A 16,704-nucleotide genomic window follows, 5' to 3' on the forward strand; every position below is an offset into this window, starting at 1 on the left:
AATAATTCTAGGCGTAAAAAATGAACTCAATACATGTTTTGCTTGTGGAAGATAATGACGGAGATATCCTGCTCACGAAAGAAGCCTTGCTGGAAGGTAAGTTCTCGAATGAGGTAACTGTCATAAAAGATGGTTGGAAGGCAATCCAATATTTAGAAGAAGTAGATTTAGACGGGAATTTGAAAAATCAAATCCCAGATTTGATTCTATTGGATGTGAATCTTCCAAAAATGAATGGTCATGAAGTACTGAATCGAATTAAGGCGAATCATAAAATCAAGCATATTCCTGTAATTATGCTTACAACATCTTCCTTGGATGCTGATATCAATCTTTCGTATCGAAGTTATGTAAATTGTTACATAACGAAACCGATTGATGTAAACGACTATGTAAGTATCGTTCATAAAATCCAAAACTTCTGGATATCGGCAGTTCAATTGCCTAGATTGAAAATGGAATGATGTATCCCGAAAAAGAAATAAGAATCTTAATCGTAGAAGATAATGAAGGAGATTTTCTTCTCATTGAGGATTTTTTAAAGGATGAATTGGTTCTATCTGTTCGCAATCATGTTCGATCTTTTCGTGAATTTCTAAATACAATTCAGAGAAATCAAAATTTTGACATTATCTTGTTGGATTTATCTCTCCCTGACGCAAGCGGTGAAAGCTTAGTAGAAAAAACAATCAGTCTAGCGAAAGACATTCCAGTCGTTGTTCTAACTGGATATACGGACAGATTGTTCGGAATCAAATCATTATCCCTTGGAGTTTCTGATTATTTACTTAAAGACGGACTGACTTCTGCTTCTTTGAGCAAGAGCATATTCTACAGCATAGAAAGAAAAATTATCAATCGTAGAATTGAAGTATCCGAACAAAATTATCGAAATCTTTTTCAATTAAGTCCAATCGCTAAATACGTATTTGAGTATGAAACTCTCCGGTTCTTGGATGTGAATAAAGCCGCAATCAATCGATATGGCTATTCACATGAAGAGTTTCTGGAGATGACGATCACTGCCATACGTCCTGAGGAAGATGTTCCTAACTTGCTGCAGATTCTAGAATCATTTCGATACGATCCTGAACTTATCTACAAAGGTATTTTCAAACATAGAATTAAGAATGGTGAATTGATTGATGTCCAGATTCAGTGCAATCGAATCGAATATGGTGAGAAGAATGCGTATTTGGTCGTTGCTGAAGATATCACAGAGCAATTAGCGATCGAACGAGAAAGGTCTGAGAACGAAAGAAAATTAATAGAAGAAGAACATAGACTCAAGTTATTTGAATCAGTGATTAAGAATACATCGGATGCTGTTTTGATTACAGAGGCAGAACCGATCAGCGATCCTGGACCAAGAATTCTTTATATGAATCAAGCTTTTTGTGATATGACAGGTTATACACAAGAGGAAGTGATTGGGAAGTCACCAAGAATGTTCCAGGGTGAGAAAACAAGTAAAGAAGAATTAAGTAATTTAAAGGATGCTCTTAAGAACTGGCAGCCACATACAACGGAGATTTTGAACTATCGCAAAAATGGTGAAGAGTATTGGGTTCAATTTTCCGTCGTTCCAGTTGCAAACGCAGAAGGAATCTATACTCACTGGATTGCGATTGAGCGCGACGTTACCGAAAGAAAAAAACAAGAAGCTGAGCGCGAAGCACTGATCCAAGAATTGGCTCTCAAGATCAAGGACTTACAACAATTTGCGTATATAACCTCCCACAATCTGCGTGCACCCTTATCCAATTTGATTGGTTTCTTGAGTCTTATAGATCTTGAGGCAATAAATGATCCGGAGCTTCAAAACATCATTCAAGGAATACAATCTTCAACGGATCTCTTGAATCTAACCATAGAAGATTTGATTCGAATTCTAATTATAAAAGACAATCCGTCTTTAGAAAAAGAAACATTAGTATTTCAGAATATGGTTAATATAGCCGTCAGGCAGCTATCGAATTCAATAAAAAATTTAGACGCAGAAATTGCTTGTGATTTTAGTAAAGCAAGTTCTATTCAATTTCAGAAATCTTATTTAGAAAGTATTTTTTTGAACCTGATTGGAAATGCAGTGAAATACCATTCTCCAAAACGTAAATTAATCATTCAGATAACAAGTTTTCAGGAAGGTGAGAAAATTGGTCTTACAATCCAAGACAATGGATTAGGAATAGATCTGAAATACAATAAGAAAAGAATCTTTGGATTGTATCAGAGATTTCATAATCATGGAGATAGTAAAGGACTTGGACTCTATCTAGTCAAATCTCAGCTTGAGGCTATGGGTGCCTCTATCACAGTTACGAGCGAAGTGGACGTCGGGACAACCTTCAAAATTTTGTTTAAAGGAGAATAATCAATTGTTCAAAGTTCTACTTGTAGATGATGATGCTATAACTTTAATGATGTGTAAAATGGTTTTACAAAAGGCTTCATTTTCAAGCGATGTTGCCTCAGTCCTCAATGGCAAACAAGCTCTAGAGTTTTTTCAGGAAATCTCAAGTCAAAATACCGTAAATAGCGAAAATGGTAACCAAGATAGATTCATTCCGGACATTGTGTTCTTGGACTTGAATATGCCAGTGATGGGAGGATGGGATTTTCTTGATGAATATATGAATAAGTTTCGTCCATCATTCCCTGATACAAAAGTTGTTATTCTATCATCGACAGTAGATCCAGATGATTACAAGAAAGCTAAGGATTATTCTGTTGTGTACGACTTTTTCTCGAAACCCATATCTGTATCCATTCTGAATGATATCAAGCAAAGAATTCAAAATGCTTGATTCAAATGAGTTTTGTTAATTCTATTTTTGCAAAATACCTAACATTTTGGACAAAAAACCCTATTTGAAGAAAAAACCGGCTTGGCTAATTGTCTCATTTATTGTATACTTACGCAATAGACGAGGTGTTGTGATGATTCGAAATAAATTGTTCATTTTATTAGTTCTTTTGGTGATGGTTTCCTGTGGCGGCAAAAAGAGCGAAGATACGGTTCGTACTGAATCCAGTCAAGAATCGGTTCAGATTACTTTTTTCTCAGGTGATGTCAAGATCATGAGAGATACAGTTGAACGTAAGCCTGAGCTTGGAATGGCACTTGCGAGTGATGACAAGGTTTTAACTGGAGAGAACGGTAAGTTAGAAATTTTGGTAAGACAATCGGGTCTTGTAAAAGTCTCTTCCAAATCTTCGGTGATGGTTTCTGCTTTCATGCGCGATTCAGATGTATCTGACACAAATATCCATATTGATTATGGTAAAGTAGTTACCATTGTTAAGAAAGAAAAGAAAAATGAGAATTTCAATGTTGTCACACCAACCTTGGTTGCGGGAGTTCGCGGCACTACTTTCCTAACTTCAGTAGAGAATGTTAATGATAACAAAAAAGGAATTGCATGTGGCAAGGAAGATTGCCTAGTGAAGGTTTCTGTTTTGGACGGAAGCGTTGCTGTGCATAGAAATGACAGTCCTGAGGAAGTTTTCTTAAGTAAAAATTCCGAACTGAATGTACCAGGCAATAAAAAGCTAAGTCAAGATTTGGTTAAACCATTGGGCAAAAATTCTTTGGGTGATCTAAAGGATATAATCGTATTTCACAAAAGTAATATTGGTGGATACGAGAATCTAGTAAATGAGCTTAAGAATACAAGCTCAGAACTTTCTGCTCTAGACTCGAGCGGAAGCCTTGATGAAATGCAAGATAGATTGCAAAAGTCTTCTTCCAAAACGCAGTCTGATGAGATTAAGAAGCTAGCAACTGAGACAGATGAATCTCGATATCTCAAGAAAGATATCGCCAAAGAAAAAATTAAACTAGATCCAAAAGAAACATTCTAATTTAGTTTATGATTTTCAGTTCCGAAATAGCGTGGGAAGGATTACTCAGGTAAAAAAACATATTTACTACTCTGATGCGACCGCGCTATTGTACTATTCGCGGTTACTTTAGGATGTTAAATATGCAGACCATTTCCATTCCCTCGTTGATTTTATTATCATTCCTCCTCACGCACTGTAGTTCAATTCAACAACTCGAAAATGTTTCGCACACTCGTGAACGACCGACTCCAACTCGTTATACACCGACTGTAGAAAAAGATAATTTCCAGGATAAAGAAGATCATCGAGTAAGAAGCAAAAATAAACTTGAACCTACTATCTTGCTGGATTTTAGTTTGCCGAATTCATCCCTCTCAGAAAAAGAAAAAACTTATTTTCAGAATGAAATTCGTAGTTTTCTGAAGAAAGAAAAAACCAAATTTATCATTCTTCCAGCTAATTCCGCCATTGATCAAAGACTATCCTTTATCCAAAAAAACGATATAGATGCAATTCTCAACCTAATGGACGAATCAACAGAAGAAGTATATAAATTCAATGCTACGCTGATTGATTCTATCAATGCAAAAGAATACGGATCTGCAAGTTTTGAATGGAAGAAGCCCGATAAATTGGAATCTTCTTCGAGCAATGGAATCGAGATCCTTCAGAAGGATTCAGAATTGAAGATATTGAATCGTATTCCAGACATTTCCCCGAAAATCCTGAGCTTTCCATCATCGAGTGATTGGCAAGCTTTGGTGAAATCCGCAAATGAAGGAACATTGCAGATTTTTGCTTCGTCTTCTGACACTAAAGTTTTGTTAGATGGCAAACCAATGGGAGATGTTCCGATTAGGAATTTTAAATTTATCAATGGACCGCATAGACTGCAAATCTCTAAACCAGGCAAAGATCCAATTACAAAATATTTCCATCTGAGGGCCGGCGAAATAAAAAATTTCTACCAAGAATGGGATGACGATATCTCAACCGCATCTCTTCGTGTATTTAGCTTTCCTCAAGGTCTCAATGTTATATTCGACGGAAGCATTAAAGGTCAGACGAATCAGTATTTCAGTGAGATTGCACCTGGTGAGTTTAATATACAATTAACAAGAGAGTGGGAAGGTGGTGAGATCATTTTTAGTGAGACAGACATTGGTCTGGAACCTAAAAATTCGAAATCCTTAGCACTCCCTTTTCAACTAGAAGATGGAGTAGGTCAGTCCTCATCAGAATTCTGGACTCCTATGGGACAGATTGGATTTAGTCCTGATTATAAACCAAAGCTTGGGTTCAAACGTCTGAGCACAAGGCTTGCACCTGGTGATTATGGATTCTATTCATCTTATATATTTCCTGATAACATTGAAATAAATGGAACCTTCCCCAATCCTCAAGCGGGAGTTACAAATCAGTATGGTTTGTTCTGGGAAGTTGGAAAAGATCTTTTTATGATTGATACCTTAGGTTCAGAGATCGCCTTCTATCATTTTCAAAATGGAGTCAAGAAATCACAATCTTTGCATGTTTGGGAATTCAAGAAAGAAGATCCAGAAAAAGAAAGACCTTTCGAAATCGAAACCAATCGTGAAAAGGGAATCGCTTATATCACTCTTGGCAATAAGAAAATTTTCGAAACACCCATCGATATGAATTCACTCTGGCGGATTGGTGTTATAACTCGCGGAGAGAAATTCTACGAAGGTAATCCTCTCCGTGATCTAAAAATCAAATATCCAGATCTTATAAAATTACAGAAGAAGTGGGATAAATAATGAAATTATCAATTCAACATTTAATAATTGTTAGTATATTAGGGCTGATTGTAAATTGCAGTAGCCGAGAATTTCGAACTACAAAAGATTCTGGACAGTCTGTAAAGGCAACATTAAGTCCAGAAGAAAAAGTAAAATATGATAGGGCATTGCAGATTGTAAATCAAGGCAACCGAGAATTTCAAAAATCCAATTTTAAAGAATCTTTAAAACTAGCAACAACTGCTTTGGAAAATTTCCCAGTATCCGAAGGTTATTACTTGGCTGGCGTTAGCAATTACAAAATGGGAAAAAATGAAGAAGCAGCCAGTGATTTGGAGGTCGGAAGAAAGATTGATCCTAAGAATGAACAGATTCTAATTACTTTAGCGCTCGTTAAGTCTACTTTAGGTGACGAAGAAAGTTCGCTTGAAATATACAATGAGTTGATTCAATTCTATCCTGAAGAGCCAATCTATTCTTTTCGTAAAGGTATCCAAGAAAAAGGTCTGGGAAAATATACAGAAAGTTTAACTACTTTTAAATCTATAAACCCAGAAAAATTTCCACAGAAAACAGAGCTGTATTCGCAATTAGGCGACGTTTCGATGAAACTAAAAAATTACAAGGAAGCAGAAAATTATTTTGCTCTTGCTGAGAAGAATTCTCCTGATTCCAAATCACTCAAGGCCAACACATCTTCCGTTAAGACTGCATCCTATCTCGAAAAAGGCAATAATGCAATGGCATCCAAAAATTATGATATTGCCGTCGCTGAGTATAGCAAAGCAGTAAAGAATGAGCCAAAGAATGCAAGTCCATTGGTTTTTCTTGCAAATGCTCAGATACTTCAGTCAGATTATCGAGGAGGCGAAGCAAACCTCAATAAAGCTTTGCAATTGAATGATGAGTTTGTTCCAGCTTACGAGGCTTATTCGGCACTTTTTTATCGAGAAAAGAAATATCCGCAATCATTGACTTGGGCAGTAAAAGGATTGAAGGTAGCTCCTAAATCAGAAGCTCTCTGGAATCGTCAAGGTCTGGCTCAATGGAAAATGGGGGATAATAAGTCAGCTGCTTTAAGTTTTCGCAAAGCGACCGAGATTAATCCGAAATTCATGGAAGCGGAACGCAATCTTGGATTTCTTTTGATCGAAGAAAAGAGGTTTCGAAATGCGAAACTTACGTTCAATAATTTAATTACTCGGGATCCGTCTAACGCCGAACAGCATAAGAAAACTGCATTGTTTTGTGATCAGTTAGAACTTATAGAGAAAGGAGATAGATTTCTTCCTCAAGGCAAGATTCGAGATGCTAAAAGAGAGTATGACAAGGCTCTAACCCTGAATCAAGAAGAACCAGCTGTTTGGAATGCGTTTGGTCGGATGCATTTTATAGAAGGCAATTCTGCGAAGACTGTGTCTAGCTACAATCGTTCATTAACAATTGATAACGATAATATTCCTGCTTTACAAGGAATGATTCGCCATTATTCAAAAAGTAAAGATAAAGCAAAAGAGAAATTCTATCTCGCAAGATTGGAAAAATTAACCGAAGGCGATGCGACTACAGGAATTCTGATTGGAAGATTGAAAGAAGACTCTGGGGATTTGGCTGGTGCAGAGAAAACATATCTAGATCTAAGAAAGAAATTTCCAGATGACGATGCGGTTCCATTTCGTTTGGGTGTGTTATATTACAAAATGGCGGTGGAGAAGAATACCGAAGAGAAATACGATGAAGCTCTAAGCTACTTGAAAAAGGCAGAGAAAGAGAATCCAAATCTTCCTGATATCGCAGAAACAGAGAGAGTTATAAAAGAAAATCGTAAATTTGATGAAGTTCTTCCCACGATAAGAAAAGCGAATACTCTTTATGATCGAAAAAAATTCAAAGAAGCATCTGCTTTGTATAACGAAGCTTTTGTTAAATCTGGAAAGCCGAATCTACTAGTAAAAGTTGCAGAATGTATGGTCGGTATGGGTGAAGAAGAAAAGGCTATGAGCCTTTTAGAAAATGCTGCAAAAAATAATAAAGGATCAAGCAGCGATTTCCAAGAAGCTATGTATTCTTTTCTATTGCAGAAAGGAGAAGTGGAAAAAGCAGAAAAGGGATTCTACAAGATACTTTCTGAGAACGAAGGATCATTCTATAGCTACTATAAATTGGGACTCATCGAGATGGGACGAAAGAATTACGATAAGTCAATTTCTTTATTAGATAAATCTCTTATTTTGAATTATAATTTTCCCGCAGGAAACGTCGCAAAAGGTGTCGTTTATTATAGAAAAGGTGATCCAAAGGTTGCAAAAGAAGAATTCGATCGAGCAATGGAAAAGGATGACGGTTTAGATATCGCATCTTATAATATTGGAATTCTTTTCTTCAATCAAAGTATGGATAAAGAAGCAAGAAAGGTTTTCCAAGAATTGGCTAAGAAAAATCCTGATTTCGCTGAGAGCTATCATCAGCTATCCTACTTGGATTTTAAAGAAGGCAAAATTGCTTCGGCAGAGAAAAACATACTGAAGGCACTTGACATTGAAAGAACTCCCGCACATCTGTTTGCTTATGCTCGTATTCTGGAAGCGAAGAAAGATTCGAATCGATGGAAGTCAGTTGCTCGCGAGCTAACAGAGAATTATCCTTCATCACAGTATGCAGCAAAATTAAAAGCAGCCGCTTTTAAAGATGAACCAATCTATTTTCAAAATCATGGAATACAAGGAACTTTAGCATCGGATCCAATATTCGTAGGTGATATGATGATCGCCAATTATGGCTCCTCAATTGTTGCAACGAACTCAGCTTCAAAAACCAGAATCTGGCGTAGTCAAGTAAATGAGAATTATCAGCATTTAGCAACCGATATGCGATTGTATGGAGTTTCTTCTAAATCAATAACAAGTTGGAATCTTGAAGACGGTGAAATAGCTGGACGCAAAGAACATGGATTTCCGAAAGATGCGAAGTTTGTTTTTAGTACGAATACTGGAGACGAGATTATCTTAGCCTATCAATCTTCAACTACGACTGTATTCCAGACTTGGAGCTATGAATTGGACAAGAAGAAGGAAGTGATTGTTCCTGGTTCGTGGAACTTTGTTTATAATTCGGTCAGTCAGAAAATTTTGGCATGGAACAAAACAAATGCGACAATTCTATTCGATGCAAAAGATACTGATGATTTGGTTGCAAAAGCGACTAATAGTTCTAAGAATTCAAAGTCGAACCCCAATACTAAAAAACCTTTACTTGGTTCTTGGATTGGCGACAATGCCTTTCTAATATTCAACAATGGATATATGAATTCATCTTCGAGCGGAGATTTTAAATCTTGGAAGACATCTTTTGATCGAGCGAAAGTATTTGGTGATTCGGCAATTTTGTCCAATGGCAATTCATTCTATAGTTGGAATGGAAATGGTGAGCCAACGGAACTATCGTTTGCCAAAGGAGCAAAAGACGTATTGCCTGTAGATGATGGTTTTATTGTCTGGAAGAGCAATGATTCTGCCTTCTATTATGATAAACTTGGCAAGGCAATCGCAGACACCAAAGTTCCTCAGGATTGGAAGGACAGACGTGCTGAAGTCAGTTCACTCTATATTCAAGCTTTGAATCGATCCAAATAGTAGATCCGTTTACCCTCATCTCTTTTTTCTTTTTCGAATTCTGAGATGGGGAAATCTTTTCGCTCGAAACTATATTCCTGATCTTTCCATTTTAATTTTTCGAATTCTCTTAATTTGCGAATCGACCATCTAGCATAACCTCCGTGATCCGTTGCAAAAAGAAATTTCCCACCTGGTTTTAACAAGTTGTAGATCAATTCCAAAAATGGAATCTGGATGGAACGATTTTTGAAATGTTTCTTTTTGGGCCAAGGATCTGGAAAGTTGAGCAAAATTGTATCAAATGTTTCGTATAGAAACAGATCTTCCAGAAACCATTGGAAATTTATTCCAGATAAGGCAATATTTTCTAAACCAAGCTTGCTTGCTTCGACTTCTGTTTGTTTTAATCGATTCCATTTCTTTTCAAATGCTATATAACCAGTACTTGGATTCCTTTTTGCAAGTTCAATAACGACTTCTCCCCATCCAGAACCTAATTCCAAAAATAAGCTCTTTACGGATGAAGGAAAATATTCTACAAGGTTAATTGGAGCAGGATTTAATTCTGGTCTAATAACTATAGATGATTCAAAGGGAGTCCGTCTGCAGATTTTCCAAAGTTTGTGACGAAGTTCTTCTGTTAACATTCCGATAGTGTACCATAGATTTTAATCATAATAAATAGGCAGTCATTTTATAAATGGAAATGAATTTTTACGGTGTCCGAGGCTCTTGTCCAACTCCAATTAGCAAAGAGGAGTATAAGGATAAAGTTATGGGAATTTTGGATGCCACTAAGCAAAAGATAAAAGAAATCGGAGATTCGAATATTAGTACTGCCGATTTATACGAAGCTCTTCCCGATTTATTGAAACGAAATATCGGTGGCAATACAACCTGTCTTTGTTTTACTTCGAAGAACGATAATAAATTTATTTTTGATATGGGAACAGGAATTCGTAACCTAGGTAACGATCTAATTCCCCGTGCATTTGGTTCGGTTCCCCTCGACCTAAATATATTCATGACTCATACTCATTGGGATCATATTCAAGGTTGGCCATTCTTCAAACCTGCGTATTCTCCCAATGTATCTGTAAACTTTTATTCTTGTATTGATGATTTGCAAGAACGATTAGAAAGACAGCAGTGGGAAGATAATTTTCCATTACCTTTTCAGGCGATGGCTTCCAAGAAAACTTTTACCTTACTTACAGAAAAGCAACAGATTCAGATTGGTGATTTTCAATTAACTCCTTTCGCATTGAAGCATCCAGGAAGTTGTACTGGATATCGAATTGCAGATGGCGATAAGGCAGTCTTTTTCTGCACGGACGTTGAGCTACGAGAAGATGAATTGGAATCGTTGAGTCGATGGAAAGAGACGGTTGGCTCGGCAGATGTATTGATCATAGATGCGCAGTATAGTACAGACGAAGCCGATAAGAAGATTGGTTGGGGTCATACATCTGTCAAAATGGCTGTTAAAGCAGGTGTAAAATTGGGTGCCAAAAAAGTTGTGCTCACGCATTTTGAACCCGACCATACTGATGCTTCTGTTATGGAGATCATTCATAATGAGATACATGACTACGATCATGATATCGAAGTTATTGTAGCTTATGAAGGTATGACTCTATCTGTTAACTAAATAGTAAGAATGGATTCCAGATTTGAAGGTCTGTGTGGGAATTGGTGAGTTGACACAATCCCATACGACAGATGTATTCAAATGAATCTGATAGGGTTTTGCAAAGAATAATCTAACAAAAAAACGCAAAACAGCACTAATATTTTCTAACACATTGATCTCGCCAATTACTTTCGTATCAGTGATTGTTGCGGTACAGGAATCTTCTCCATCGATCGTGAGTTTTTGTTGAGTCGGCAAGTCGTATCCAGAAAATTTATTATGAGTTTTTTTTAGAATTTCAATTTTTGTAACTTTGCCTGAAAAAATTTCTTCACCTTTATTCGATACTATGGATATTCTTTTGAAAAAGCCATTTGGATAATTATCGGTTCCTGTAAACCCGCCAAAATTGAGTCGATCTCCTTGCTCGGAAAAGGACCTTAGAATCTCCCAGCTTTTACTGTATTTATAAACTTCGAGATTGGTATTCAAATGCTCCATGCCACCGAGCCCATTTAGATCAATTGTAGTTTCAGATTTACGTATCTGGCCTTTAGCTGGGACCCTTGAGAAACCCACATCGGCTCTCAAGAATCCATTAAATGGTGTTAGGTCAATATCTCCTCCAGATAATGCTATTGGGAACTTTTGTGTGGATGCATTGAATTCTAAATCCAATTCCAAATCACCAGTACGCATTGTAACAAAAAAACTATGTCCTTTTTTCTCCATTTTGTTATCACCAGACTTTTGTCCAAATTCTCCAGTCTTAGCAATTAAATCATAATCAGCATATTCTTGCGTTGTAAAATAGGTACCTAGTTTTGGATGTTTTATATACAAACTCACGCCATTATTGTGAGTTCCTGGACCTAAGTTGCTCACAAGGAATGTAGCAAAGAGAATTGTATCTTTGTCTCGATAATAGTAGTTCCAACCTTGGAAATATCCTTCTTGCGGTTTTGGATCAAAAGATATCTTACCTAATGATTTGGATTCCGGATAGACAGATTCAGGTGCAAGCCAAACGGAAACCAAAATCATTATGAATACTTGGAAGCAAAAGGATTTCTGAAATTGCAAAAAAAAGGTTTTATATTTTTCTCGAAATGATAGGTTTTCAGAAAATTTAGAGTTCACTTTCGGCAATTACAGAGCAAAGAAAAATTTTTCCAAGCATTTAATCAGGTAAATCGTTTCTTTTCGAATCAATTGATCCATCGTGGAATATATCGGATAGTCCGACGATATGGAAAATTGGATGCTCTGTTACACCGTTTTTTTGGAGACTATTCTTTTCTTCGGCGATTCCATCAATATGAACCCATGTATCGTTTTGTTTTTCTTCTTGGTTATTATGGATCTCTGCATGAACTAGAAATTCATAATCTCCAAATTTCTTGATATAAATGCTAACATCATTTTCTTTTTGTTTTACTAAATTTTTGCGAAAGTTCTGAGAGTCGTTAGATCGAGCAAATTGACTGTCTTTTGCTTCATAGTAATTATTCAAGACTGTGAGTATATGGAAGAATTCCTTTTTGCCAGATGTGATTTCTCTCCATTTTGTATCTTGAGTCTTGGTTAGCGAGCTTGCTTCGAGCTTGTGCATATTTCTATCTCCTTGTTTGCAAAGGGATTTCCAAATGAGAAGAGTAAATGACCGAATCGAAAGATAGTATTCGCGAGAATTATCTCGGGCTTGAAAAAAATGGGGATCTAAGTTCTTTTTTCCTCCTTGAAAAAAGCATTATGTCATAAATACTTACCTAAAAGGATGAAATCCACGACTCTCGAACTATTCTGGGTAGAGAAAATAAAGCTAACTCAGAACACGATAAATCTAACCAAAGGTCTCACGGACAGCCAACTGGATTTCCCTGATGATTTGGCGCTTCCTAGCATAAGAAAATCCTTGCATGCAATGGTTTCGAATGATCGTCGCTTCGCAAATTACTTACCGTTCTCATTGAAAATGAGTGGTTTGTTCCGCTTCTCACCTGCATCTCAGGATGAGATTGAGCGCGAATTGACTAAGATACGAGATCTTTTCAATCCTCCAGCTCTTCCGCCGAAATTATCCGAAATCATCATACGCGACCCAGGCAATATAGATTTATCCGATACCAACTCATCATTACTACCGCTCTTTAAATCTTGGGTCGGTGTTCTGAATTCGATTGAGAAAGCGATAGAGAACCTCTCCGAAGAGGATGCAATCTGTCTTCGATACTTTAGCTTATCAGGAATTTATGTGATTCCTGCAGCAATCAATATGACTGCCATGCAGAATCATTTCCTTTTAAAAGATGGGATTTTGCGTTTTCTCAATGATAAGAAATTTCCGAAAGTCTGAGAGAACAGATATTAACTTGACGATGGTGAGAAAAGTTGAATCTTTTCTTTCTTACCTCTAACATTTACCTCACCTGTATTCTTCCAAGTAAAATCTTTTGAACAGTGGTTGTATGTATCCAAAGTAACAAGTATACTTGAATCCAAGTCTTTTGTCAAAGACTCAACGCGAGATGCCAGATTCACGGTATCACCGATAATTGTGAATTCTTTTCGCTGTTCGGGTCCAATATCACCAAGCACTACTCTTCCACTATGGATACCAATCCCAATTTGAAAGGATTTGTTTGTAATATTTTTTATTTCTAAATTGATACTATCCATTTCTTTTTGCATCTCGATTGCGCATTCAATTGCTTTTTTTGCATGATCAGGTTGATCAATGGGTGCGCCGAAATAGGCAAGTATCCCATCACCCATAAATTTATCCAATGTCCCACCATATTTAAATATAACACTAACCATGCGAGTTAGGTAGGCATTCAAAAATTTCACAACATTTTCACTGGATTCTGATTCTGAATAACTTGTAAAACCTCGTATATCTGCAAACAATACTGATACTTCTGGATTAGAGTAGGATTGATTTTTTCTCTGGTTCATGATCACATCACTTACACTAGGTGAGAAATATCTTGCTAGTTTACTTCTCTGATTCTGTTCTTGGGCAAAAGCAGAAGCAACGATAATGGGACGCCTTGAGACATTGATTGCAATTAATACTGCGAATGTATAAATTAAACTAATAGAAGCAACCCAAGTTGGAAATTTTACACCCACGTAATCAATTAGGTACAATGTAAACAAAAGTGAAGAGATGCCAGCGACTATAGAAGGAAGATGCCTTATTCCAGATGGTGCTGGTATAATGAAGAGCAGAAAAATTGTCATCATGACGATTGCACCAATTTGAGGATATGGAGCGATGTTAATGGACATATAAATGGAAGCGAATATAAAGGGAATGTCGACCAAAGGGGCTGACCAGTGAATCAACCAATGGAGTTTGGAGTTGATTTTAGTTCCTCGAAGAATCAATAATGATATTAGAAAATAGATGAGCAATGCAGGTATTGGGATTCTCCAATCATCTTGTTTATAAAAAATTCCCATAACAACAGACATGGCAAGCCAGAGAAATGTAGATATGGATCTAAAGAAGGCAATCTGTCTTGCATTTCTTGAATTCTCTTCTTCTAATATAGGCAAGATGTTGGAATTTATTTCACGATTGAAATATTTGAGAAACATAAATGTTAGATGAATCCAAAAAGACTTTCAAGTCAATTGCAAATTATTCTCTATTGCTTATAACGTGATTGATATTTCGATTCAAGTTTTTCCATCCAGTTCTTAATATTGGCGAATTTTTAAATTCTTCTATGAATTTTTCTTCTGAGATTGCGAGTAGATCTTGTATAGATTTAGTTTTTTCTAATATCATTAATGGAGAATATTCCCTTATCTGGGTTTTAACATTTTTCTTTCTAGCTGATACTCGATTCCAGGGGCATACATCTTGGCAAATATCACAGCCATAGATCCAATTCTTCGTTGGCAGATCAGTTGTATATTCTCCCTTCGTTTCAATTGTATGATGGGAAATACAGAGATTCGCGTCCAATTGATAGGGAGCGACGATCGCTTGAGTTGGGCATGCGTCTATGCAAGCAGTACAGGTTCCACATCGATCCTTACTCATTCCTAGAATCGAATCAGGATCGCTGGTATTCTCTAAATTAGATTCGAATAGTAGATTGTTCTCACAGAGTATTACGGTAAGAAAAAAATAAGAACCCAATGACGAATTGAGAAGTAATGTGTTCTTGCCAATCCATCCGAGTCCAGCTTGCCTTGCGAGAATCTTCTCGGGAATCGGAAGTGAGTCAACAGCTTGGCGAAACTTGGATTCTGGAAATGTCCTTCTTAAATATTCGATTATAGGTCGCGCTTTGTTTTTTAGAACATCATGGTAGTCTTGTCCCCACGCATACTTCGAAATTCTATCTTCCCATTGAACCATAGCATCAGTTGATTCATTCGTAGGATAATAAACCGATCCAAGGACTATGCAGGAATTGACTGTGAATCCAAGATTCTCAAAATCCATTCTTATAGACTGGCGTTCCGGAAACCAATCCATAGAAGCATAGAATTTATTTTCAATAAAACTTTGGATATTTTCACGATCTTGCAAGGGTAGCTTAGCTTCGGTGAATCCAACTAACTCAAAATGATTTTCCGCTGCAAGAAACTGGATTTGTTTTCTTACTGAACTGATAAAATCTTGAGTATGTTGGCTTTTATTTTCCATATTTTATCTTGGATGCTTCATTCTATTTTGGAATTTAGATATTGATAGAATCGATGTTAGGCTGTGGGCAATATTCAGTGAATCAACAGAATTGTCCATTGGAATGTTGATCAATTGATCGCAAAGGTCTAAGACATTTTGGTCCATTCCGAATGCTTCATTTCCAAGAATGAGAACCCATTTATCTGGAAAGGGAAAATCCCAAATCGGTATAGATGTCTTTGCATCTGTTTGTAGAGAAGTCCCAAGAATTCTATAACCATTTTGTTTCCATAAATCGATTGATCTTTCGATCGAATCGATTTTGGCAATTTTCATATTGAATACATTGCCCATGGAGACTCTAACAGATCTTCTAGAGTAGGGACTTGAGGTATATTGATCATAAGCAAAACTTTGAATTCCGAGAGCAACTGAGCTACGAAGTATCGATCCAATATTTTCTGCATCATGAACTCTATTGAGACAAATGATTTCTGAGCCAAGTTGTTCAATAGATAAAGATTTTGGAATATAGGATTCTGCTAATAGATTTCTATGAATTTTGAATCCTACCAACTGTTCAAGATTCTCCTCGGAAATTTGCAAAATGAAACTTGGATCTATATTCTGTCTCAGGAAAAACTCGCAATTCCTTTCGATTGATTCCTTGGTTCCCAAGATAGATTTCAATGGGAGGTTCGATTCAATGAGTCTTTGTACAACTTTCTCATTTTCTGCAATAAAGACTTGGGAATCATTCTTCGGCACCTTGAGATTGCGGTATTCATTTAGCCTAGGATCTTCAAGGCTTACGTTTACTGCATTAGAATAGGGATTTTTTTCCATTTGGATTCATTCCCATTCAGTCCTCAGCTGAATGCAAAGGCAATGATCTTATCAATATTTTATAAAAAATTTCTGATTCATTCAGATTTTGTCCGGGGTCTATTGTATTCTGTTTCTATAGATGAGGAACAGAATATGAATAATGTAAAAACCAACCCAGAATCCAATACAATCAACCAGGCTCTGCTGAATAAATCAATTGCGAACAAGTCCATATCACTCAACGAATCCAGCCTTAATGCAAAAATCGATTGGCTAGCAGATATGATGGCAGATGCGCTAATGGAAGAATCTAGAAAAAGAGTGCAGTTTCGTTTATTGAATAAGAACTTCAGTCCCGAAGCTGCTTAA

At 36.6% G+C, this 16,704-nt stretch carries 15 protein-coding genes; 9 read left to right on the forward strand and 6 right to left on the reverse strand.

Annotation, left to right across the window (positions count from 1 at the left end):
* The first annotated feature begins 20 nt into the window (after positions 1–20).
* The 6 genes from O4O04_RS05085 (at position 21) to O4O04_RS05110 (ending at position 9,241) form a co-directional block, all read left to right on the forward strand.
* Entirely contained in the window at positions 21–464 is a 444-nt protein-coding gene (locus O4O04_RS05085) for a response regulator (protein WP_272534620.1), read from the forward strand.
* Positions 461–2,374 (forward strand): PAS domain S-box protein, encoded by a 1,914-nt coding sequence (locus O4O04_RS05090; protein ID WP_272534622.1) that lies wholly within the window; start codon positions 461–463, stop codon positions 2,372–2,374. The genes O4O04_RS05085 and O4O04_RS05090 overlap by 4 nt, the downstream gene beginning before the upstream one ends.
* 4 nt (positions 2,375–2,378) lie before the next feature.
* Complete coding sequence (locus tag O4O04_RS05095; protein ID WP_272534623.1) at positions 2,379–2,807, forward strand: response regulator; 429 nt, start codon at positions 2,379–2,381, stop codon at positions 2,805–2,807.
* Positions 2,808–2,871: 64 nt separating this feature from the next.
* Positions 2,872–3,864: a FecR domain-containing protein gene (locus O4O04_RS05100; protein WP_272534624.1), complete on the forward strand. Its 993-nt coding sequence runs from the start codon at positions 2,872–2,874 to the stop codon at positions 3,862–3,864.
* A gap of 122 nt (positions 3,865–3,986) precedes the next feature.
* Positions 3,987–5,627, forward strand: coding sequence for a peptidase associated/transthyretin-like domain-containing protein (locus O4O04_RS05105; RefSeq protein ID WP_272534626.1), 1,641 nt, complete (start codon positions 3,987–3,989; stop codon positions 5,625–5,627).
* Positions 5,627–9,241 carry a tetratricopeptide repeat protein gene (locus tag O4O04_RS05110; protein ID WP_272534627.1) on the forward strand — a complete coding sequence of 1,205 codons (3,615 nt, stop codon included), beginning with the start codon at positions 5,627–5,629 and terminating at the stop codon, positions 9,239–9,241. The genes O4O04_RS05105 and O4O04_RS05110 overlap by 1 nt, the downstream gene beginning before the upstream one ends.
* Here O4O04_RS05110 and trmB read toward each other — a convergent pair.
* The gene (gene trmB / locus O4O04_RS05115) at positions 9,217–9,870 is read right to left on the reverse strand and encodes a tRNA (guanine(46)-N(7))-methyltransferase TrmB (protein ID WP_272534628.1); all 654 of its coding nucleotides are present in this window, start codon (positions 9,868–9,870) and stop codon (positions 9,217–9,219) included. The genes O4O04_RS05110 and trmB overlap by 25 nt on opposite strands.
* 53 nt (positions 9,871–9,923) lie before the next feature.
* Between trmB and O4O04_RS05120 the strand changes: the two genes are divergently transcribed.
* Complete coding sequence (locus O4O04_RS05120) at positions 9,924–10,874, forward strand: MBL fold metallo-hydrolase (RefSeq protein WP_272534630.1); 951 nt, start codon at positions 9,924–9,926, stop codon at positions 10,872–10,874.
* Here the strand turns inward: O4O04_RS05120 and O4O04_RS05125 are convergent.
* On the reverse strand, positions 10,860–11,900 hold the full coding sequence (locus tag O4O04_RS05125; RefSeq protein ID WP_272534631.1) for a hypothetical protein: 1,041 nt from the start codon (positions 11,898–11,900) through the stop codon (positions 10,860–10,862). The two genes, O4O04_RS05120 and O4O04_RS05125, sit on opposite strands and share 15 nt — an antisense overlap.
* Before the next feature lie 136 nt (positions 11,901–12,036).
* Positions 12,037–12,468, reverse strand: a complete 432-nt coding sequence (locus O4O04_RS05130; protein WP_272534633.1) for an LIC_13246 family protein — start codon at positions 12,466–12,468, stop codon at positions 12,037–12,039.
* Positions 12,469–12,633: 165 nt separating this feature from the next.
* Between O4O04_RS05130 and O4O04_RS05135 the strand changes: the two genes are divergently transcribed.
* Positions 12,634–13,212, forward strand: coding sequence for a hypothetical protein (locus tag O4O04_RS05135; RefSeq protein WP_272534634.1), 579 nt, complete (start codon positions 12,634–12,636; stop codon positions 13,210–13,212).
* An 11-nt stretch (positions 13,213–13,223) separates the two neighbouring features.
* Here the strand turns inward: O4O04_RS05135 and O4O04_RS05140 are convergent, their stop codons facing one another.
* Genes O4O04_RS05140 through O4O04_RS05150 form a run of 3 tightly spaced genes read right to left on the reverse strand, consistent with a single transcriptional unit; the run spans position 13,224 to position 16,353 of the window.
* On the reverse strand, positions 13,224–14,462 hold the full coding sequence (locus tag O4O04_RS05140; protein WP_272534635.1) for an adenylate/guanylate cyclase domain-containing protein: 1,239 nt from the start codon (positions 14,460–14,462) through the stop codon (positions 13,224–13,226).
* A gap of 43 nt (positions 14,463–14,505) precedes the next feature.
* Positions 14,506–15,525 (reverse strand): tRNA epoxyqueuosine(34) reductase QueG, encoded by a 1,020-nt coding sequence (queG, locus tag O4O04_RS05145; RefSeq protein WP_272534636.1) that lies wholly within the window; start codon positions 15,523–15,525, stop codon positions 14,506–14,508.
* A 3-nt stretch (positions 15,526–15,528) separates the two neighbouring features.
* Positions 15,529–16,353 carry a TrmH family RNA methyltransferase gene (locus O4O04_RS05150; RefSeq protein ID WP_272534637.1) on the reverse strand — a complete coding sequence of 275 codons (825 nt, stop codon included), beginning with the start codon at positions 16,351–16,353 and terminating at the stop codon, positions 15,529–15,531.
* 42 nt (positions 16,354–16,395) lie between these two features.
* On the opposite strand from O4O04_RS05150, the gene O4O04_RS05155 reads away from it, so the two are divergent.
* Complete coding sequence (locus O4O04_RS05155) at positions 16,396–16,704, forward strand: hypothetical protein (protein WP_272534639.1); 309 nt, start codon at positions 16,396–16,398, stop codon at positions 16,702–16,704.

The sequence above is a fragment of the Leptospira sp. GIMC2001 genome, assembly GCF_028462125.1.
Taxonomy (GTDB): Bacteria; Spirochaetota; Leptospiria; order Leptospirales; family Leptospiraceae.

Excerpts from the sequence above, each read along its gene's own strand:
- O4O04_RS05140 (WP_272534635.1), bottom strand. The coding sequence starts at position 14,462 with ATGTTTCTCAAATATTTCAATCGTGAAATAAATTCCAACATCTTGCCT.
- O4O04_RS05120 (WP_272534630.1), top strand. The coding sequence starts at position 9,924 with ATGGAAATGAATTTTTACGGTGTCCGAGGCTCTTGTCCAACTCCAATT.
- trmB (WP_272534628.1), bottom strand. The coding sequence starts at position 9,870 with ATGTTAACAGAAGAACTTCGTCACAAACTTTGGAAAATCTGCAGACGG.
- O4O04_RS05090 (WP_272534622.1), top strand. The coding sequence starts at position 461 with ATGATGTATCCCGAAAAAGAAATAAGAATCTTAATCGTAGAAGATAAT.
- O4O04_RS05110 (WP_272534627.1), top strand. The coding sequence starts at position 5,627 with ATGAAATTATCAATTCAACATTTAATAATTGTTAGTATATTAGGGCTG.
- O4O04_RS05150 (WP_272534637.1), bottom strand. The coding sequence starts at position 16,353 with ATGGAAAAAAATCCCTATTCTAATGCAGTAAACGTAAGCCTTGAAGAT.
- queG (WP_272534636.1), bottom strand. The coding sequence starts at position 15,525 with ATGGAAAATAAAAGCCAACATACTCAAGATTTTATCAGTTCAGTAAGA.
- O4O04_RS05125 (WP_272534631.1), bottom strand. The coding sequence starts at position 11,900 with ATGATTTTGGTTTCCGTTTGGCTTGCACCTGAATCTGTCTATCCGGAA.
- O4O04_RS05130 (WP_272534633.1), bottom strand. The coding sequence starts at position 12,468 with ATGCACAAGCTCGAAGCAAGCTCGCTAACCAAGACTCAAGATACAAAA.
- O4O04_RS05135 (WP_272534634.1), top strand. The coding sequence starts at position 12,634 with ATGAAATCCACGACTCTCGAACTATTCTGGGTAGAGAAAATAAAGCTA.
- O4O04_RS05105 (WP_272534626.1), top strand. The coding sequence starts at position 3,987 with ATGCAGACCATTTCCATTCCCTCGTTGATTTTATTATCATTCCTCCTC.
- O4O04_RS05085 (WP_272534620.1), top strand. The coding sequence starts at position 21 with ATGAACTCAATACATGTTTTGCTTGTGGAAGATAATGACGGAGATATC.
- O4O04_RS05155 (WP_272534639.1), top strand. The coding sequence starts at position 16,396 with ATGATCTTATCAATATTTTATAAAAAATTTCTGATTCATTCAGATTTT.